This window comes from Dorea sp. AGR2135, from assembly GCF_000420885.1.
Classification (GTDB): domain Bacteria; phylum Bacillota; class Clostridia; order Lachnospirales; family Lachnospiraceae; genus Dorea; species Dorea formicigenerans.
On record NZ_ATVU01000013.1, the window covers coordinates 48365 to 67184 of the forward strand.

The following is an 18820-nucleotide window of genomic DNA, read 5'->3' on the forward strand; positions in this document are numbered from 1 at the left end:
GATTGCGCTCTATAATTTAAATTCTGTGAAGAGAAAGAGTAGAGATAAGAGATTTCCCTACAGAGAGCTGTCGGTGCTGAAAGACAGTGGGAGGCTTATTTTGAAAATCATCTCTGAGAAGGAAAGCTGAAAGAATCACATCAGGTAAGTTTTCACGGGGATTTCCCGTTATAGAAATCACGTATGATTGTACGTAGTGAATATCACTTGTTTTAGAAGAACAGGGTGGTTGCGGAACTGATAATATGTCCGTCCCTATTTCAGGGGCGGACTTTTTGTATATATGATGCCAGTGACACAAGCTTTGCACGAATAGAAGCATAGATGTAGAAGAGTTAAAGCGTGGAGTGATCCGTAGGCGTCATACTTATACACAACAAGAGAAAGGAGAAGATGCATGAGTAATCACACAGAGATCAGATGGCATGGCCGTGGCGGTCAGGGTGCCAAGACAGCAGCATTACTGTTAGCTGATGTTGCATTTAAGACAGGAAAATACGTACAGGGATTTCCGGAGTATGGTCCGGAGCGTATGGGTGCGCCGATTACAGCGTACAACAGAATCAGCGATGAGGTGATCCGTGTACATTCTAACATTTATGATCCAGAGTTCGTAGTTGTTGTAGACGAGTCACTTCTTGAGACTGTAGATGTAACAGCAGGACTGAAAAAAGAAGGGGCAATCCTTGTAAATACAGCCCGCCCGAAAGAAGAGATTATTCCACATCTGAAAGGATACGAAGGAAAACTTTACACGATAGATGCACACAAAGTATCTATGGAAGCTATGGGGAAATATTTCCCGAATACACCGCTTCTTGCAGCAATCGTAAAAGTTGCAAATATCATGGACGAAGAGACATTTTTAAGAGAGATGCAGGCTTCTTTCAAACATAAATTCGCCAGCAAGCCAGAGGTTATCGATGGTAACATGAAGGCTCTTGAGATGGCACTGAAGGAGGTAAAATAATGGCTACAGATATCAGCAAATTAGGAGTTAAGACAAAATGGCAGGATCTGACTGAAGGAATGATCGTTGCCGGAGCAGGAACTTCAAAGGATTTCCACACCGGTGAGTGGACAAGTGTAAAGCCGGAATTTATTGAAGACAAATGTAAACAGTGCCTGTTATGTGTACCTGTCTGTCCGGACAGTTGTATCCCGGTTAAGGATATGAAAAGAGGCGCATTTGATTATGACCATTGCAAAGGATGCGGTATTTGCGTAAAAGCATGTCCGTTCGGTGCAATTACGATGGAAGGAGTGAAATAAGATGGCAGGAAAAAGAGATCGTTTATCAGGAAATGAAGCAATAGCAATCGCTTTAAGACAGATTAATCCGGACGTATTTCCGGCATTCCCAATCACACCATCTACGGAGATTCCACAGTATTTCGCTTCATTTGTAGCAAATGGACAGGTGGATACAGAATTTATCCCAGTCGAGAGTGAGCATAGTTCTATGTCAGCAGCAATCGGAGCATCCGCTGCAGGAGCACGAAGCCTTACAGCAACTTCTTCTTGTGGACTTGCTTATATGTGGGAGGAACTTTACATTGCAGCTTCTAACAGACTTCCGCTTGCACTTGCACTTGTAAACCGGGCACTGTCTGGTCCGATCAATATCAACTGTGATCATTCTGACAGTATGGGAGCAAGAGATGCAGGCTGGATCCAGATTTACGCAGAGAATAATCAGGAAGCTTATGACAACATGGTTCAGGCTTTCCGCATTTCCGAGCATAAAGATGTACGCCTTCCAATCATGATCTGTCAGGATGGATTTATCACAAGCCACGCCGTAGAGAACATTGAACTTCTGGAAGATGCAGACGTCAAGAATTTTGTTGGTGAGTATGAGCCGGAAGATTATCTTCTGAATCCAGAGTGCCCGATGGCAGTCGGCCCTTACTCTATTACAGATTATTATACGGAAGCAAAGCGTAACCAGGCAGAAGGAACAAGAAATGTCAGCCGTGTCGTAAAAGAAGTGGCTGAGGATTTTGAGAAGCTTTCCGGCAGAAAATACGGACTTTTCGAGGAGTATCGTATGGAAGATGCTGAACGTGCAGTTGTTATCATTGGTTCCGCAGCAGGAACAACAAAAGATGCAGTAGACAGACTTCGCGAGCAGGGAGAGAAAGTCGGACTGATTAAGATTCGTCTGTTCCGTCCATTCCCGGCTGATGAGATTGCAGAAGCATTGAAAAATGTCAAGGCAATCGCGATCATGGACCGTGCAGAGAGTTATACAAATCACGGTGGCCCACTTGGAGCAGATGTGATGTCTGCATTATTCCGTGCAAGAAGCCAGGCACTCGCAATTAACTATGTATATGGACTTGGTGGACGTGATGTGCGTGTCGAAGATATGGAAAATGTATACGAAACACTGAAACAGGTCATTGCAGATGGTGATGCCGGAGAAATGTATCGTTACATGGGAATCAGAGAATAAGGAGGCGCGAAGAAGATGAGTTATAATTTTAAAGAGACAATGAACAAACCAGAGCGTCTTGCTCCTGGACACAGAATGTGCGCCGGATGCGGCGGAACAATCGCAGTAAGAAATGTCCTTCGTGGTCTTCATGAAGGGGACAAAGCAGTCATCGGAAATGCAACAGGATGTCTGGAAGTTTCTACATTTACATATCCATACACAGCATGGGAAGACAGTTACATTCACAATGCATTTGAAAATGCAGGGGCAACACTCAGCGGTGTTGAAGGCGCTTACAAAGCGTTAAAGAGAAAAGGAAAATTACAGGATACAAACTACAAATTTATTACATTTGGTGGAGACGGCGGTACATACGATATCGGACTTCAGTCATTATCCGGGGCAATGGAGCGTAATCAGGATCTTGTATATGTGTGCTACGATAACGGAGCTTATATGAACACAGGTATCCAGCGTTCTTCTGCAACACCAATGTATGCAGATACAACAACAACACCAGTTGGAAGCGAGAGCAATGGTAAACCGCAGAACAGAAAAGATCTGGCATCTGTAATTGCGGCACACGATATTCCGTACGTTGCACAGACTACATTTGTTCAGAACTTTAAAGATCTGCACATCAAATCCGAAAAAGCTATCTATACACCGGGTGCAGCATTCCTAAACATTATGGCACCATGCCCGCGTGGATGGAGATACAACACACCAGACATTATGGAAATCTGTAAACTTGGTGTAGAGACATGTTACTGGCCGCTGTTCGAGGTCGTAGAAGGGAAATGGATTCTGAACTACGAGCCAAAGAAGAAACTTCCAATCGAGGACTTCTTAAGACCACAGGGAAGATTCAAACATTTATTCAAGAAAGGCAACGAAGACCTTCTTGAGGCATTCCAGAAGGAAGTGGACAGAAGATGGGAAGACCTTCTGTTCAGATGTTCAAGATAAATGTAAGATGCGTTCATAATCTGCAGGCGTGGAGCAGCAATAGGTTCGCTCCGGACTTGTAGATATAGAATATGGTAAGATTTATGAATTAGGGAAATGAGGTAAAGGCATGGGACTTGCAATACCAATCGAGACAAGTGCAAGGCACATTCATCTGTGCCGGGAAGATTTTGAAATATTATTTGGAAAAGGAAAAGAACTGACATTTAAGTCAGAACTCAGCCAGCCGGGACAGTTTGCCTGTGAAGAGCGCCTGGAGGTCCGCGGACCAAAAGGAGCATTCGAGAGGGTTGCAGTTCTTGGACCTTTCCGTGGGGAGACTCAGGTGGAAATCTCTATGACAGATTCCAGAAAACTGGGAATCCCGGGAATGATACGTCAGTCCGGAGACACTGCAGGGACACCTGGATGTACACTGGTGGGACCGTGTGGAAGCGTGGAATTAGACCACGGTGTGATTGTGGCAAAACGCCATATCCACATGACACCGGTACAGGCATATCAGTTAAATGTAAAAGATAACGACTCTGTATTCGTTATTACACAGAGCTTTGAACGGGCACTGATCTTTGCGGATGTGATCGTCCGTGTCAGCCCGCAGTTTGCACTTGCAATGCACGTAGATACAGACGAGGCAAATGCATTCGCAGGAACCGAGAACCCGACAGGAACACTGCTCAAGCTCTTCGGAGGAAAATCCGAAGAACTACAAAGATGGGCAGATGAGATTCAGAGTGGTATTCATCGGATATAAAATTATATAATACAGGCACAAGAATAGTCCTATAAGGCACACTCGCGCTACCTTCCGCTGGTAGCACTTACGATTATGATTGCAGAATCAAAACTAGATGAAATGGAAATGATGATTACAGTTATTATGAATTGTATGAAATAGATTACTTGCACCTGTGTCGGTTTGTGTGTATACTTGATTTAGAATATTTGTGCGTGAGTACGAGAAATAGGAGGTAGTGGTATGCGTGATTTTTTAGATAAGGTGAAGGAAGTTTTTGACCGTGAATGGTCAGGTGAAGAGAAAGTTCTGATTATGCTTTGTTGTGTTCTTTTAGGAGTGATTTATGGATTTTTAATTTCTCCAATTAAAAAAGGAATTTCCGTTGGCAATAACAATGGAAATAATTATAACGAATATGCAGATGACTACTGGTTAGATGACGAAGAGTAGAATAAAAAGTAAGAAATATTGATGCCGGATCAGAGTGATATGTGCCTGAAAATTTGGACATATTTTATGAGGTAACTTAAACAAATGAGGATTTTCTGTGTTGAACAGAAGGTCTTCATTTGTTTCTTTATGTAAATAGGTATTGTTTATAGTGTCTATTTGAAATAGACAATGTATATACGATATCGTCTTGTGTATAAGACAATTTATACCAGATATTGTCTTGTGCATAAGATAATATTAATCAATTGTCAGGATTGACAAAGCATCATTTTCTTTTTATAATCATAAACATGTGAGACAACGGCGTTTTCATCCTTGTATGAGAGCGCCCTTTTTTGCTATAAAAGTATTATCAATAGATAGCTTGGAGGCATGTTTATATGCATTACAGGCTATCTATTAGATAATCTGAGCTGCATGAACAAGAAGGGCGAAAGCCCAGATTGTGAATGTGGCAGCAGATGCGGGAGTGCAAAGCACGGAGCATCTGGCTTTTATAGATTCAGATGGTAAAAATAAAACAAGCGGGAGGTTTCTTATGAACAATTACACACGCGAGGATATTTTGAGGATGGTTGAAGAGGAGGACGTTGGTTTCATTCGTCTTCAGTTCACAGATATGTATGGAACTTTGAAAAATGTAGCAATCACCAGCAGCCAGCTTGAGAAGGCGCTGGATAATGAGTGCATGTTCGATGGTTCTGCCATTGAAGGTTTTGCGAGAATGGAAGATTCGGATATGTATCTTCGCCCGGATCTGAATACATTTGAAATCTTTCCGTGGAGACCGCAGCAGGGGAAAGTAGCAAGGTTGCTCTGTGATGTACAGAAAGCGGACGGCAGTATGTTTGAAAGTGATCCAAGATATGTGTTAAAGAAAGTGATTGCCGAAGCAAAAGAGATGGGGTATACATTTGACGTGGGACCAGAGTGTGAGTTCTTCTTATTCCATACGGACGAAGACGGACTTCCGACTACATTTTCTCATGAGAAGGCAAGCTATTTTGATCTGGGACCGTTAGATTTAGGAGAAAATGCAAGGCGTGATATTGTTCTGACACTGGAGGATATGGGATTTGAAGTAGAAGAATCTCACCATGAATTTGCACCGGCACAGCATGAAGTGGATTTTAAATATGATGAGGCACTTTTAACTGCGGATAATATTATGACATTTAAACTAGTCGTAAAGACGATTGCCAAGCGTCACGGGCTTCATGCTACATTTATGCCGAAACCGAAGTACAATGAAAATGGCTCTGGTATGCATATGAATATGTCCCTTCATAATGAAGCGGGGGAAAATGTATTCAATGACAAGAATGACCCGAATGGTATGAGTAAAGAGGCATACTATTTTATTGGCGGTTTGATGAAGCACATTAAAGCCATGACATTTATCACGAATCCTATTGTAAATTCTTATAAACGGTTTGTGCCGGGATTTGAGGCACCGGTGCATATCGCATGGTCCAGAAAGAATCGGACGCCACTTATCCGAATTCCGGCAGACCGTGGGGGGAACGTCAGAATCGAACTTCGTAGTCCGGATACTGCAGCAAACCCTTATCTGGCACTGGCAGTATGTCTGGCAGCAGGACTGGACGGTATCCGTAGTAAGATTATGCCACCGGACAGCATCGACCGCAACTTATTTGAGATGAGCGAGGAAGAACTCAAAGAGGCAGGAGTAGAAAAGCTTCCAATGAATCTGATGGAAGCGTGTCAGGAATTTGAAAAAGACGAGTATATTAAAAATGTACTTGGAAATGATCTGGTGCAGAAGTATACACAAGCTAAGAAAAAGGAATACGAGGAATATGTAACCCAGGTCACAGAATGGGAGCTTAATAAATATTTACATCGAATCTAAGCCCGCTGTTGTGTGAAATATTTCTTATCAGAGAGAAGAAAAGATTCAGGAAGCTGCTAAAAGCGGACAGAAGGTCGGTTTTATCAGCGATACACAGCAGGAGGTGGCAAATTGGTAGGTATTATAGTTGTATTTCCGAACAAGGATAATGCGACCAATATCCGAAATCTGTTAGTGCGTGCAGGGCTTAATGTTACTGGAGTGTGCACGACAGGAGCGCAGGCGATGAACTACGCAGATTCTGTTGATGAAGGAATTATCGTGTGTGGATACAAACTAAAAGATATGATGTATTCAGAATTAAGAGAATATTTGCCGGATCGCTTTGAGATGCTTTTGATTGCGTCACAAGGGAAATGGGAAGAAGGGCTGGCAAGTGGTGTCATGGGACTGACTATGCCGATCAAAGCGTATGATCTTATGAATACCCTTCAGATGATGCTTCAAAATATGGACCGGCGGCGCAGAAAACGTAAGAAAACGATTAAGAGCAGGACTCCTGAACAGGAAGCATTGATCCGAAAAGCAAAAGAATTGCTGATGGCGCGAAATAATATGACAGAAGAAGAGGCACACCGGTATCTTCAGAAGAACAGTATGGACAGCGGAACGAATATCGTAGAGACAGCGGAGATGGTACTTAGCATTATGAATGAATAAAGATGGGAGAAATAATAAAAATGAAATTCACAAAAATGCAAGGTCTGGGGAACGATTACGTTTATGTAAATTGTTTCAAAGAAAAAATCGACAATCCACCTGAGGTGGCAAAGATTGTCAGTAACAGACATTTCGGAATCGGGTCAGACGGTCTGATCATGATCAATCCGTCTAAGGTGGCTGATTTTGAAATGGAGATGTATAATGCAGATGGTTCCAGAGGAGAAATGTGTGGAAATGGAATCCGTTGTGTTGCAAAGTATGTCTATGATTACGGACTGACTGATAAGACACACATTTCCGTGGAGACACTTGGAGGAATTAAATATCTGGATCTGACGGTGAAAGATGGAAAAGTTGCACTGGTACGTGTTGATATGGGAGAACCGGAGCTTGACCCGGAGAAAATTCCGATTATAATGAAAGGGTATTCCGATGAAACTGATAGGGTACTAAATGCTCAGATTAAAGTAGACGGGAAAGAGTATCATATGACTGGTGTATCAATGGGAAACCCTCACGATGTTGTCTACATTGATGATGTACAGGGACTTGACATTGAAAAAATCGGACCGAAATTCGAGAACCATGAGAGATTTCCACAGCGGATTAATACAGAATTCGCAAGAGTTATCGACAGAAAGACCGTGGAAATGCGTGTGTGGGAGAGAGGATCCGGCGAGACACTTGCATGTGGAACCGGAGCATGTGCTGTAGCAGTCGCGAGCATTTTAAACGGATATACAGAGCGAGAAGTAGAAATCCGTCTTCTGGGAGGAAATCTTCAGATTGAATGGAATGAAGAAGATAATCATGTCTATATGACAGGTCCGGCGACCGTTGTATTTGACGGGGAGATAGAACTGTAAGAAGATATCACATAATGAATAAATAAAGGAGACTAGAAAGATGTTTAAAGTAAACGAAAATTATCTGAAATTACCAGGAAGTTACCTTTTTTCAACGATTGGAAAGAAAGTATCAGCATATCAGGCAGCTAATCCAGACAAGCAGATCATCCGACTTGGAATCGGTGATGTAACACAGCCACTTGCACCTGCGATTATCGAGGCCATGCATAAAGCAGTCGATGAGATGGGACATGCCGAGACATTTCACGGATATGCACCAGATCTTGGATACGAATTTTTAAGAAGCGCCATGGCAAAGAACGATTATCAAGATAAAGGCTGCGACATTCAGGCAGACGAAATCTTTATTTCTGATGGTGCAAAATGTGATTCAGGAAATATTCAGGAAATTTTTGCGGCAGACAGTAAGATTGCAGTGTGTGACCCGGTTTACCCTGTGTACGTTGATACAAATGTAATGGCAGGACGTACCGGAACTTACGATGCAAAGACAGAGACATGGAGCAATGTGATCTACATGCCTTGTACAAAAGAAACAAACTTTGCACCGGTATTGCCGGAAGAGACACCGGACATCATTTATCTGTGTTTTCCGAATAATCCGACAGGTTCTACAATCACAAAAGCACAGCTTCAGGAGTGGGTAGATTACGCTAATAGAGTCGGAGCAGTCATCATCTACGACTCTGCATATGAAGCATATATCTCCGAGTCAGACGTACCACACACCATTTACGAGTGCGAAGGAGCAAGAACATGCGCAATAGAGCTTCGAAGCTTCTCTAAGAATGCAGGATTTACAGGAGTACGTCTTGGAGCAACCGTTATTCCAAAAGATCTGAAATCCGGAGACGTGATGCTTCATTCCCTGTGGGCAAGACGTCATGGAACAAAATACAACGGAGCACCTTACATCGTACAACGTGCAGGGGAAGCGGTATACAGCGAAGCGGGAAAGGCTCAGTTAAAAGATCAGGTCGCTTATTACATGAACAATGCAAAAACAATCAAACAAGGACTGAAAGACGCAGGATACAACGTATCCGGCGGCGTGAATGCACCATATATCTGGTTAGAAGTACCAAAAGGAATGACATCCTGGGATTTCTTCGATTATCTGCTTGAAAAAGCAAACGTAGTCGGAACACCAGGTTCAGGATTCGGACCAAGCGGAGAAGGATATTTCCGCCTGACAGCATTTGGAACATACGAAAACACAGTAGCAGCAATCAAGAGAATCAAAGAAATGTAAATTGCAGTAAAATTGTAGATGGGGACGTAGCATTTTGTGAAAATGCTACGTCCCCATCAGCGATTTGAAAAATGTCTGGTGAAAAAGGGAAAATGTGAAAAGGGAAAATGCAAAAAATCTATTGACATTCTCTTGAATACGTGTATAATCAATATTTGCTGGACAAATAAAACAGCAGAGTAAGTCACATTAATGCGGATTGGTGTAATGGCAGCACAGCAGACTCTGACTCTGTTAGTAGAGGTTCGAGTCCTCTATCCGTAGTTATTGATGCTGAGTATTTCGTAAGAGATACTCAGCATTTTGCGTATACGGGTGCTGCGTTCGGGACGTAGAGGTTGAAAGAGTAAACATTGACACTTTTTATTTTCACACAATAGATGCAGATTTCCTAATATATCAGATAGAAAATGAGAGATATAAATTTGGTGAAAAATTGCGAAAAAATAAAAAAAGGGTATTGACTTTTTTTCAGAATTAAGTATAATAATATTTGTTCGCTGATAACGCAGAACATCACACTAATGCGGATTGGTGTAATGGCAGCACAGCAGACTCTGACTCTGTTAGTAGAGGTTCGAGTCCTCTATCCGTAGTTCCTTGGCAGGGGCGCCGGATACTTGAATGAGTATCCGGTTACTTAATTAAAGATATATCGGAGTGTGGCTCAGCTTGGTAGAGCGCTACGTTCGGGACGTAGAGGTCGCAAGTTCAAATCTTGTCACTCCGACTATGATTGGTCGCAAAGCTGATATATGGTTAGTTTTGTGGCTTTTCTTTTTATAAAATTGTAGTTTAAATATTTTCCATGGTATACTGAGTTTATAGAGTTGGAAGGGGGGAATATTATGACTGATAAAAAAGAAAAGTCAATGATACAGTATTTCTTATTATTCATGTTTAGTTTTGAAATTCTATTTATTTTTTTGGGGATTTTATATAATCAGGTGTTTCATTTAAAAAAGTTCTCAGAAGGTTATATTTTGATGCTTTTACCAACCATGAGTACTTTGTTTGCAAAACAACGGGCATCAAGTCAGAATGAATCCAATAAATTTTTTCGGTTTTATAAAATTTGTTTTGCAGGAATGACGATATATACTGTAATATCCGTTATTATTCCAAGTAGTGTCTTTATATCTCAAATATTGATGATAGCTGAATCATTATGCAGTATTTACTTTTTACAATCCATTGGGGAAAATATTTTGGTCAATATAGGTCTGTCTTATAATGTTTCGTTTAAGGAAGTATTGAAATATGCGTTGCTTTATATTGCTATTTTTATCCTTATGGTTCGAGTGGAATTCGTATGTGATTATCTAAAAACAGGAGATGTAGCGCAATTAAAGGTTCCATTGGCAGATGTGAAACAGCTAGTTGGTTTTGCGCCACTGTTTATCTTTACATTTATTATATTCTTGGGCGAGGAATATGGGTGGGGATATTTTTTGTTTCCATTGCTGGAGAAAGAATATGGAGTTTATAAAGCAATATTTTTCCTGGGAACGATAGAAGTGCTTTTTCATTTGCCGATAGACTATATGATAACTAAACTTCCAATTACTTTTTTTATTGGACGGTCTGTTATGCTTATTAGCCATACAATTTTTATGTGTTGGATTTATAAGCGAACATCAACTATATGGATTGCAGTGGTGATTCATTTCTTAAATAATAATTTATTAGGATTATGGAAATTAACAGAGAATAGCTTTACATTTTCAACGCCATTGGCAGTCATTTGTTATGTTGTAATATTCGGCTCGTTTATCTTTTCAAAAACATTAAAAAATCAAAGAAAGCCAGTTGCAAAGGAATTTTCTGTGCTATAATGAAGAAACAGCTTGATTGTGCCAAGGCACATTCATTGTTCTAGGAGTGACATCATGAAAATAGGTATTTTTGACTCGGGCATGGGTGGGTTGTCTGTTCTGCACCGTGCACTTCGCATGATACCAGAAGCAGATTTTCTCTATTATGCGGACGAGGAGCACGTCCCATATGGGGAAAAAACAAGAGAGCAAGTCCGGGGATATATTGACGAAATTATAGCATTTATGATAAAGAAGCAGGTAGATGCGATTGTGATTGCCTGCAATACAGCTACGAGTGTGGCCACAAAAGAATACAGAAGTCAGTTTCCACTGCCGATTGTGGGCATGGAACCGGCAGTGAAAAAAGCAGTAGAAGAATATGCTGACAGACCGGGAAGAATCCTGGTGGCAGCAACACCAATCACAATTCAAGGAGACAAGCTTCATCACTTGGTGGACCGGGTGGATAAGCGTGATATGGTAGATCTGGTTGCGCTTCCAAAGCTGGTTAGATTTGCAGAGCAGGAAATATTCGATCAGAATCAGATCGTGCCGTATCTTAAGGAGGCGCTGAAGGATTATCCATTAGAGGAATATAAAGCATTTGTCCTTGGCTGTACCCATTTTAATTATTTCAAAGAGAGCTATCAGGAGATTTTCCCGAATAAGATAGAACTTGTAGATGGAAATGAAGGAGCACTTCGGGAATTAATCCGTAGAATGGAAAAAGAGTGTGATACGATCAGTGTGAAGAATGGGGCTAATGATGCAGAGGAATTTTCAAAAACTGATCGGGTTACATATTATTTTTCTGGTAAGCAGATTTCAGCGGCAGACCAGATACGTATTGACAAATATATGTGTCAGTTAGACCGAATGGCACTTATATAAAATTCCATATAAAGGAGGATGACAAATATGAGGTATCAGATTCAGGGAGATACTCTTCCGGTTGTGATCTGCCAGCTTGAAGCGGGTGAGCGGATGATTACGGAAGGGGGCGGTATGTCCTGGATGTCTCCGAACATGAAGATGGAGACAACGACCAATGGAGGGATTGGGAAAGCTGTAGGAAGAATGTTCTCAGGAGAGAAGATGTTCCAGAATATTTACACTGCACAGGGAGGAAACGGAATGATCGCATTTGCTTCTTGCTTTCCAGGATCGATTCGTGCATTTAACATCAGACCGGGGCAGGAAATGATCTTCCAGAAGAGTGCATTTCTGGCAAGTGAAGCGGGAGTACAGTTGTCTGTACATTTCCATAAGAAAGTGGCTTCCGGATTATTTGGAGGAGAAGGATTTGTTCTTCAGAAAGTCAGTGGACAGGGAGTTGCATTTGCGGAATTTGACGGACATGTAGTGGAATATGAACTGCAGCCGGGACAGCAGATTGTGATTGATACGGGACATCTTGCAGCAATGACAGCCAGTTGTCAGATGGATATTCAGACTGTGCCGGGCGTGAAGAATATGCTTTTTGGAGGCGAAGGACTGTTTAATACCGTGATTACAGGACCGGGAAGGGTATGGCTTCAGACAATGCCGATCAGTAATGTTGCCGGGGTACTCAGACCATATATTCCGTCAGGCTCATAAGGTGAGGTATTTATAAGGCGCACGGATAAAAAACTGGTTATTATAGGTGCAATTCAAATTTGCATATAACCAAGTTTTGAATCCGTGCGTTTATAATTTTAACAATACAGGAATAGAGGAAGTGAGATGGAAATGGAGAAGGTGAAGAAGGAGCTCATGCATATGTTTCATGCGTGGAGAATATTGTTAGGGAGTCTGGTGAAATGGATTCTATTATCAATTGTGATTGGCGGTGTGATCGGTGTCATCGCCAGTGCATTTGCGAATCTGATCGCGTGGGCAACGGACTTTCGTATGGGGCATATGTGGATGGTATATCTGCTGCCTTTTGCAGGTCTCATGATTGTTTTTCTTTATCATGTTACGGGGCAAGAGAAGAATGCCGGAACAGATATGGTGCTTATGGTAGTACGGTCAGATCAGAATACGATGCCGGGAAGAGTGGCACCATTGATTTTGATTGCGACAGCTTTGACGCATTTGTTTGGAGGTTCTGCCGGCCGGGAAGGTGCGGCACTTCAGTTTGGGGCAAGCCTCGGAAACTGGCTAGGACGTAAGATACATTTGAATGAGAGTGATAAACGTATTATGACGCTGGCGGGTATGAGCGCAGCTTTTGCAGCACTATTTGGAACGCCGATGGCAGCAGCATTGTTCCCGATGGAGGTTATCAGCGTCGGGATTATGTATTATGCAGCGCTCGTTCCGTGCGTGTTCTCCGCATTTATCGGAGAGCGGATTTCAATCCTTATGGGAGTTCGGACACTGACTGCGCCGTATCCCGTAGAAAAAGTACCGAATTTTTATGGAATCGCGTGGGGGAAAGCGATTCTTCTGGCAATCTGTTTTGCATTTGCCGGAGCGCTGTTTTGCGTGATGTTACATATTTTTGAAAAGCAGTTGAAAAAATGGTTTCAGAATCCGTACCTTCGAGTGTTTGTTGGAGGTGTGACAGTCGTTCTTTTGTGGAAGATTACGGGAACAGATACCTATCTGGGACTTGGTGGAGGTACGATTGCGCAGAGTTTTGCAGAATCTCAGAAATTGTGGGTATTTTTGCTGAAAATATTATTTACATGTATCACACTTTGTTCTGGTTTTAAAGGCGGTGAGATAGTCCCGTCACTGTTTATTGGGGCAACATTCGGCTCCGCACTGGCACCGATATTTGGCTTGCCGGTAGATATCTGTGCAGCGTGTGGGATGGTAGGCGTGTTCTGTGCTGTGACAAACAGTCCGATCAGTTCCCTTCTGATCGCATTTGAGCTGTTTGGATTTGCGGGTATGCCGTATTTTTGTACCGTGATTGCGGTCAGTTATCTGCTGTCCGGATATCAGAGCCTTTATAAAGCGCAGAAGATTGTGTACTCCAAGACGGAAAACAAATACATAGATAGGAATACGACCTCTTAAGATAATAAAAATGCCACACAGACAGGTGACGAAAGAAAGCCTTGAATCTGTGTGGCGCTTTCGCTAAAAAAACAATCAATTGAAATTAATTAGCGTCGCAGGACTGCAATCACGACTCCGAATTTTAACCATTGTACCATATCGGTATGATTGTTCGGGTCAACTGTGATAATATCGCCATAACCGTTGATCGGGAGCAGATGACAAGGATTTCCCTGTTGCATCTTGCGGATAAATGCGCGGCCGGTCGGCTTGTGGATCAGGATACAGGTGTCACCGTCACGCGGAGGTTTCTTTGAAATCCCCAGGATATCATTTCTGACATACACAGGATTAAGGTGGTTGGAAGTAATGCGAATGCCACAATGCAGGCGTTCACCATATTTCTTAATATATTCCGGACAGTAGATACGTTCTTCATTCGCAGAATCCAGTACCATACCATCTTCCATGTTGCCGGTCAGTACAAGAACATCCAGCATATTTTCTGAATCCTGCTCGTGACTCATCATTTCCAGTTCGAAATCAATCTTGCCACTGATGTATGCCTTCTGGCGATTATTTAGCAGACGAAACTTTTTCAGACATTCCATTTCCGGATTATCATTTCCAAATAACTCATAAAGAAAATGCCCTGTCAGTTTGTAGATTTGCATGGCGATCATGATATCAATTTTGTCAGTCCTACGAGAAATGATATTTTTGTAAGTAGACACCGAAATTTCCAGTTTGGATGCAAATTCTGCCTGTGTCATTCCGAGATTTAAACGTTCTTTTTCCAGATTCTGGACAAAACAGTCCAATAATACATTTTTCGTCATATTTGTCTCAATTCCCCCTCTTTTTTGTTTGCTGGAATAATGGACAAAAAACTGACCATTTATAAAATGATGTTGAAAAAAAGTCGTAAATTTCGGTTAAGTAATTAGCTTAGTAGTTGGATATAATACTTTATGTAAGTATTATAGCAAGTGCGTTTTTTCAAATCAACTACAGAATCAGGGGGAATGTAACATGGAGGATGCAACACTACAAGTTTTATCGAAATGCAATATTACGCCAAAATATAAAGGGTATACATATTTACCAGTGGCGGTCAGACTGGCGGATCAGTACATGAGAGAGCCGCTGTGCATTATGGCTGATATTTATCCTGTTATTGGACAGATCTATGACGAATCGCCAAGAAAAGTAGAGCGGGCAATCCGGAAGGTTGTAGAAGTGGGGTGGCAGAACAACCGGGAATATATGGTGGAGATCATGGGATTTGGTGCGAAGAAATGTCCTGGAAATGCGCAGTTTATTGATGCACTTGTGTATTATATCAGCTGGAAATTCAACAGTAATCCACAGCCAGCTTTGAGAGGAATTGTCTAAGAGAAGATTGAAAGAAAGGAAAAGAAAAAAAAGAACATAAAAAAGTTGAAAAAATGTCTTGCAAAGAAAAAAAACATGTGCTAACATAAGAGCATCTTTTTAGAGACAGTATAGAAAATGCAGAGAAAGAGACTCTGTTCGTGATAACTTGACAGGAATATGACGCCACCGACTGAGAGCGTCATTTGAGGGAAAGGAACAATAGGGAACACTCTGGAGCAGACTGAGCGAAAGCAATTTAGGTTTAAATTTACAGCAATTGCAAGTAGAGCAGTACGCTGGCACGCGTTATGTGCGAGAGATGAATTCAAAGACGAGTTCAAAAGCGGGTGGTACCGCGGATATTAAGATAATCCGTCCCGGAATACGATTATGTATTCCGGGACTTTTTGCATTAAGAAAGATACTTTCTGAAAGAAAAATATTAAAAGAGTAATAAAAATGGAACAAAATTTAACAGGAGGGAAACAGTCATGGAATACCAGACAGGCGTAAAGAAAAAAGATACATTGGAGATTACAGAACTTTTAAATGCAAAGACCGGCGAGGCAGTAAAAGTCAATGGTGCAGTGCATACAATCCGTGATATGGGTACAGTTGCATTTGTAATCTTAAGAAAAAGAGAAGGCCTGCTCCAGTGTGTATACGAAGAAGGCAGTGCCACATTTGATCTGAAAGAAATCAAAGAAGCATCAACGCTGGAAGTCGAAGGGGTGCTTGAGCAGAATGAAAAAGCGCCGAATGGCATCGAAATCCGCATGAAAAAAGTTAAAATCTTAAGCCAGCCGGAAGATGAGATGATGCCGCTTGCTATTTCCAAGTGGAAATTAAACACTTCTCTGGAGGCAAAGTTAAATTATCGTTCCATTTCTCTTAGAAATATCAGGGAGCGTGCAAAATTCCGGATTCAGGAAGGATTGACAAGAGCATTTCGTGATTTCTTATATAGTCAGGAATTTACCGAAATTCATACACCGAAGATTGGAGCCAAAAGTGCAGAAGGTGGTGCAAACTTATTTAAGCTGGAATATTTCCACCGTCCGGCAGTGCTCCAGCAAAGTCCTCAGTTCTACAAACAGATGATGGTCGGTGTGTTTGACCGGGTATTTGAAACGGCGCCGGTGTTCCGTGCTGAGAAGCATAATACGAAGAGACATTTGAACGAATATACGAGTCTGGACTTCGAGATGGGCTATATTGATGGATTTGAGGATATTATGGGAATGGAGACAGGATTTCTCCAGTATGCCATGGAACTTTTAAAAAAAGATTATGCCAGAGAACTGAAGATTCTGAATGTGGAACTTCCGAAAGCAGATCAGATTCCGGCAGTAAAATTCAATGAGATCAAAGAGCTGGTAGCTGAGAAATATAATCACAAGATGCGTAACCCATTTGATCTGGAACCAGAGGAAGAAGTACTGATCGGAAAATATGCAAAAGAAGAGTGGGGCAGCGATTTTGTATTTGTTACGCACTATCCGTCCAAGAAGCGTCCATTTTACGCGATGGACGATCCGGAGGATCCGAAATATACACTGAGCTTTGATCTTCTCTTCCGTGGCCTTGAGATTACGACCGGAGGTCAGAGAATCCACGATTATCAGACACTTCTAAAGAAGATTGAAGCAAGAGGCATGACGACAGAAGGTATGGATCAGTATCTTGCTACATTTAAACATGGCATGCCGCCACACGGAGGACTGGGAATTGGACTGGAACGCTTGACGATGCAGCTGCTTGGGGAGGATAATGTAAGAGAAACAACATTATTCCCAAGAGACTTAAGCAGACTGGAGCCATAGAGAATTCTCAGACAGTTCTTCTCATCTATGCTCCCCCATAAAAGTGGAAATGTACCTGCTTAACCACCCGGGAGCGAAATGAGCAGAAAGGATGGAAGAAGCTATGTTTGGAAAGAGATGTTCTTTATGTGGAGGAAAACTGAATAGTAATGGAATCTGTACGGAGTGTGGATTAGACAATAACAAATCCGATAAAAATTATCGAATAAACCAAAGTGAATGTGATCATGAACCATTGACTCATGTGCATTATGGCAAGAATGAAAAACCGGAGAAACAGCCGAAGCCGAATACACCGAGACAGTCCTGGCAGGGGAGGCAAAAAAATAACAACTGGCAGCAGGATCGGTCCTGGCAGGGGAGTACAACTACTTACTCTGGAAATACAGGAAGTACAGGGCGTAAGAAAGTCGGTAAGAAGAAAAAGCCGGGAAGGATCATCAGTAAGATTATAGCAGTCATTGTCATCTTCAATGTATTTTTGGGTATTTTCCAACCGATGGTCAGTGATATTTTAGATGATGTAATCAGCGGATACCAGGAGAATACACAAGACTATACAAGAAGTGACCCGTATGAAAATGTGACAAAAGAACTTCCGGCAGATGGTGAGAGTGTAAGTTTTGAGCTGACCAGTGGTGACTATGTGGTCGGTGTGCACATTCCGGAAGGAAATTATCAGGCGGATGTATCTTATGATTACGATACGGTCCAGGTTGATGACTGGGACAGTGGATTTTACCTTTATGAATATGCAGGGCGGACAGACGGTGATTATCTGGATGACTTAAGATTATACAATGGAGCGATTGTTCACATTTCTTCACAGACAACGATTACACTTTATTCAGATAATGCGCAGACAGAAAACATTCTTTATGAAAATAATCCACTGGCAGGACAAGAGCCTTTGGTAGTAAAAAAAGACCTGACCGTAGGTCCTGACCTTCCGGCAGGGGTGTATGATCTCATACTGGTCAGTGGAGAAGGCAGTGTGGACGTTGATATTTATACAGAATATGGTGAATCTATGGAGACAAAAGATCTGTATCTGGGCGAGAATTGCACAGACGGAAAGGAATATAAGAATCTTGTTCTTCCGAAAAATGCGCAGATTACATTAGATGACAATATGGAACTCAGACTGACTCCAAGCGAGCATATATCAACGACGGATTATTATGAATATTACAATTATTAAAGATAAGAATTAAGATGTAAGATAACTGGCAGACAGGAGGGTGCTTAAAATGGCAAACAAAATCTCAGACGAGACCATTGAGTATGTGGGTATTCTGGCGAAGCTGGAACTTTCAGAGAAAGAGAAAGAAGAAGCCAAGGCAGATATGGAAAAAATGTTGGACTACATTGATGTATTAAATGAACTTGACACGGATGGAATTGAACCGATGTCTCATGTATTTCCGGTAAATAATGTATTTCGCGAAGACGTTGTGACAAATGGTGATGGCAGCAGTGATACATTGGCAAATGCACCACTTATGAAGGATCAGAGCTTCAAGGTGCCGAAGACGATCGGATAGGAGGAGA

At 41.8% G+C, this 18820-nt stretch carries 19 protein-coding genes, 3 tRNA genes and 1 other annotated feature; of the genes, 21 read left to right on the plus strand and 1 reads right to left on the minus strand.

Annotated elements, in window-relative coordinates; translation table 11 throughout:
- Positions 1-16 precede the first annotated feature (16 nt).
- Positions 17-260: a binding site (T-box leader), on the plus strand.
- A gap of 137 nt (positions 261-397) precedes the next feature.
- The 17 genes from G593_RS0109655 to G593_RS0109735 all read left to right on the plus strand — a co-directional run bounded on the left by G593_RS0109655 (position 398) and on the right by G593_RS0109735 (position 14087).
- The gene (locus G593_RS0109655; protein WP_005340983.1) at positions 398-970 is read left to right on the plus strand and encodes a 2-oxoacid:acceptor oxidoreductase family protein; all 573 of its coding nucleotides are present in this window, start codon (positions 398-400) and stop codon (positions 968-970) included.
- Positions 970-1272, plus strand: coding sequence for a 4Fe-4S binding protein (locus tag G593_RS0109660; protein WP_005330565.1), 303 nt, complete (start codon positions 970-972; stop codon positions 1270-1272). Before G593_RS0109655 ends, G593_RS0109660 begins: the two co-directional genes overlap by 1 nt.
- Position 1273: 1 nt before the next feature.
- Entirely contained in the window at positions 1274-2458 is a 1185-nt protein-coding gene (gene porA, locus G593_RS0109665) for a pyruvate ferredoxin oxidoreductase (RefSeq protein WP_029731565.1), read from the plus strand.
- A 15-nt stretch (positions 2459-2473) separates the two neighbouring features.
- Positions 2474-3409, plus strand: a complete 936-nt coding sequence (locus G593_RS0109670) for a thiamine pyrophosphate-dependent enzyme (RefSeq protein WP_005330572.1) — start codon at positions 2474-2476, stop codon at positions 3407-3409.
- A gap of 109 nt (positions 3410-3518) precedes the next feature.
- On the plus strand, positions 3519-4163 hold the full coding sequence (locus G593_RS0109675; protein WP_029731566.1) for a PduL/EutD family phosphate acyltransferase: 645 nt from the start codon (positions 3519-3521) through the stop codon (positions 4161-4163).
- Positions 4164-4388: 225 nt separating this feature from the next.
- A complete protein-coding gene (locus tag G593_RS0109680; RefSeq protein WP_022279229.1) occupies positions 4389-4598 on the plus strand; it encodes a hypothetical protein in 210 nt (69 codons plus the stop codon).
- A gap of 541 nt (positions 4599-5139) precedes the next feature.
- A complete protein-coding gene (locus G593_RS0109685) occupies positions 5140-6474 on the plus strand; it encodes a glutamine synthetase family protein (protein WP_029731567.1) in 1335 nt (444 codons plus the stop codon).
- 111 nt (positions 6475-6585) lie between these two features.
- A complete protein-coding gene (locus tag G593_RS0109690; protein WP_005330590.1) occupies positions 6586-7134 on the plus strand; it encodes an ANTAR domain-containing response regulator in 549 nt (182 codons plus the stop codon).
- A gap of 20 nt (positions 7135-7154) precedes the next feature.
- Positions 7155-8003, plus strand: a complete 849-nt coding sequence (gene dapF / locus G593_RS0109695) for a diaminopimelate epimerase (protein WP_029731568.1) — start codon at positions 7155-7157, stop codon at positions 8001-8003.
- 40 nt (positions 8004-8043) lie between these two features.
- The gene (locus G593_RS0109700) at positions 8044-9258 is read left to right on the plus strand and encodes an LL-diaminopimelate aminotransferase (RefSeq protein WP_029731569.1); all 1215 of its coding nucleotides are present in this window, start codon (positions 8044-8046) and stop codon (positions 9256-9258) included.
- A gap of 193 nt (positions 9259-9451) precedes the next feature.
- Positions 9452-9522 (plus strand) — tRNA-Gln (locus G593_RS0109705).
- A gap of 261 nt (positions 9523-9783) precedes the next feature.
- Positions 9784-9854 (plus strand) — tRNA-Gln (locus G593_RS0109710).
- 60 nt (positions 9855-9914) lie between these two features.
- Positions 9915-9988: transfer RNA gene (locus G593_RS0109715), tRNA-Pro, on the plus strand.
- A gap of 118 nt (positions 9989-10106) precedes the next feature.
- The gene (locus tag G593_RS19045) at positions 10107-11093 is read left to right on the plus strand and encodes a CPBP family intramembrane glutamic endopeptidase (protein WP_029731570.1); all 987 of its coding nucleotides are present in this window, start codon (positions 10107-10109) and stop codon (positions 11091-11093) included.
- A 54-nt stretch (positions 11094-11147) separates the two neighbouring features.
- Entirely contained in the window at positions 11148-11966 is an 819-nt protein-coding gene (gene murI / locus G593_RS0109725; protein ID WP_022278798.1) for a glutamate racemase, read from the plus strand.
- A gap of 27 nt (positions 11967-11993) precedes the next feature.
- Positions 11994-12674 (plus strand): TIGR00266 family protein, encoded by a 681-nt coding sequence (locus G593_RS0109730; RefSeq protein ID WP_005340959.1) that lies wholly within the window; start codon positions 11994-11996, stop codon positions 12672-12674.
- Between the two features lie 126 nt (positions 12675-12800).
- On the plus strand, positions 12801-14087 hold the full coding sequence (locus G593_RS0109735) for a chloride channel protein (protein WP_022278799.1): 1287 nt from the start codon (positions 12801-12803) through the stop codon (positions 14085-14087).
- 89 nt (positions 14088-14176) lie between these two features.
- Here the strand turns inward: G593_RS0109735 and G593_RS0109740 are convergent, their stop codons facing one another.
- Positions 14177-14908: a helix-turn-helix domain-containing protein gene (locus tag G593_RS0109740; RefSeq protein ID WP_005340954.1), complete on the minus strand. Its 732-nt coding sequence runs from the start codon at positions 14906-14908 to the stop codon at positions 14177-14179.
- Positions 14909-15101: 193 nt separating this feature from the next.
- On the opposite strand from G593_RS0109740, the gene G593_RS0109745 reads away from it, so the two are divergent.
- The 4 genes from G593_RS0109745 to gatC all read left to right on the plus strand — a co-directional run bounded on the left by G593_RS0109745 (position 15102) and on the right by gatC (position 18813).
- Complete coding sequence (locus G593_RS0109745) at positions 15102-15464, plus strand: sporulation initiation factor Spo0A C-terminal domain-containing protein (protein ID WP_005340952.1); 363 nt, start codon at positions 15102-15104, stop codon at positions 15462-15464.
- 473 nt (positions 15465-15937) lie between these two features.
- Positions 15938-17269 carry an aspartate--tRNA(Asn) ligase gene (gene aspS, locus G593_RS0109750; RefSeq protein ID WP_005340950.1) on the plus strand — a complete coding sequence of 444 codons (1332 nt, stop codon included), beginning with the start codon at positions 15938-15940 and terminating at the stop codon, positions 17267-17269.
- A 103-nt stretch (positions 17270-17372) separates the two neighbouring features.
- The gene (locus G593_RS0109755) at positions 17373-18470 is read left to right on the plus strand and encodes a hypothetical protein (protein WP_242827075.1); all 1098 of its coding nucleotides are present in this window, start codon (positions 17373-17375) and stop codon (positions 18468-18470) included.
- A 49-nt stretch (positions 18471-18519) separates the two neighbouring features.
- On the plus strand, positions 18520-18813 hold the full coding sequence (gene gatC, locus G593_RS0109760) for an Asp-tRNA(Asn)/Glu-tRNA(Gln) amidotransferase subunit GatC (RefSeq protein WP_005330630.1): 294 nt from the start codon (positions 18520-18522) through the stop codon (positions 18811-18813).
- The last annotated feature ends 7 nt before the right edge of the window (positions 18814-18820 follow it).

What these genes read in the sequence shown, in the direction of transcription:
- G593_RS0109655 (WP_005340983.1), top strand. Translation starts at nt 398, where the DNA reads ATGAGTAATCACACAGAGATCAGATGGCATGGCCGTGGCGGTCAGGGT.
- G593_RS0109660 (WP_005330565.1), top strand. Translation starts at nt 970, where the DNA reads ATGGCTACAGATATCAGCAAATTAGGAGTTAAGACAAAATGGCAGGAT.
- porA (WP_029731565.1), top strand. Translation starts at nt 1,274, where the DNA reads ATGGCAGGAAAAAGAGATCGTTTATCAGGAAATGAAGCAATAGCAATC.
- G593_RS0109670 (WP_005330572.1), top strand. Translation starts at nt 2,474, where the DNA reads ATGAGTTATAATTTTAAAGAGACAATGAACAAACCAGAGCGTCTTGCT.
- G593_RS0109675 (WP_029731566.1), top strand. Translation starts at nt 3,519, where the DNA reads ATGGGACTTGCAATACCAATCGAGACAAGTGCAAGGCACATTCATCTG.
- G593_RS0109680 (WP_022279229.1), top strand. Translation starts at nt 4,389, where the DNA reads ATGCGTGATTTTTTAGATAAGGTGAAGGAAGTTTTTGACCGTGAATGG.
- G593_RS0109685 (WP_029731567.1), top strand. Translation starts at nt 5,140, where the DNA reads ATGAACAATTACACACGCGAGGATATTTTGAGGATGGTTGAAGAGGAG.
- dapF (WP_029731568.1), top strand. Translation starts at nt 7,155, where the DNA reads ATGAAATTCACAAAAATGCAAGGTCTGGGGAACGATTACGTTTATGTA.
- G593_RS0109700 (WP_029731569.1), top strand. Translation starts at nt 8,044, where the DNA reads ATGTTTAAAGTAAACGAAAATTATCTGAAATTACCAGGAAGTTACCTT.
- G593_RS19045 (WP_029731570.1), top strand. Translation starts at nt 10,107, where the DNA reads ATGACTGATAAAAAAGAAAAGTCAATGATACAGTATTTCTTATTATTC.
- murI (WP_022278798.1), top strand. Translation starts at nt 11,148, where the DNA reads ATGAAAATAGGTATTTTTGACTCGGGCATGGGTGGGTTGTCTGTTCTG.
- G593_RS0109730 (WP_005340959.1), top strand. Translation starts at nt 11,994, where the DNA reads ATGAGGTATCAGATTCAGGGAGATACTCTTCCGGTTGTGATCTGCCAG.
- G593_RS0109735 (WP_022278799.1), top strand. Translation starts at nt 12,801, where the DNA reads ATGGAAATGGAGAAGGTGAAGAAGGAGCTCATGCATATGTTTCATGCG.
- G593_RS0109740 (WP_005340954.1), bottom strand. Translation starts at nt 14,908, where the DNA reads ATGACGAAAAATGTATTATTGGACTGTTTTGTCCAGAATCTGGAAAAA.
- G593_RS0109745 (WP_005340952.1), top strand. Translation starts at nt 15,102, where the DNA reads ATGGAGGATGCAACACTACAAGTTTTATCGAAATGCAATATTACGCCA.
- aspS (WP_005340950.1), top strand. Translation starts at nt 15,938, where the DNA reads ATGGAATACCAGACAGGCGTAAAGAAAAAAGATACATTGGAGATTACA.
- G593_RS0109755 (WP_242827075.1), top strand. Translation starts at nt 17,373, where the DNA reads ATGTTTGGAAAGAGATGTTCTTTATGTGGAGGAAAACTGAATAGTAAT.
- gatC (WP_005330630.1), top strand. Translation starts at nt 18,520, where the DNA reads ATGGCAAACAAAATCTCAGACGAGACCATTGAGTATGTGGGTATTCTG.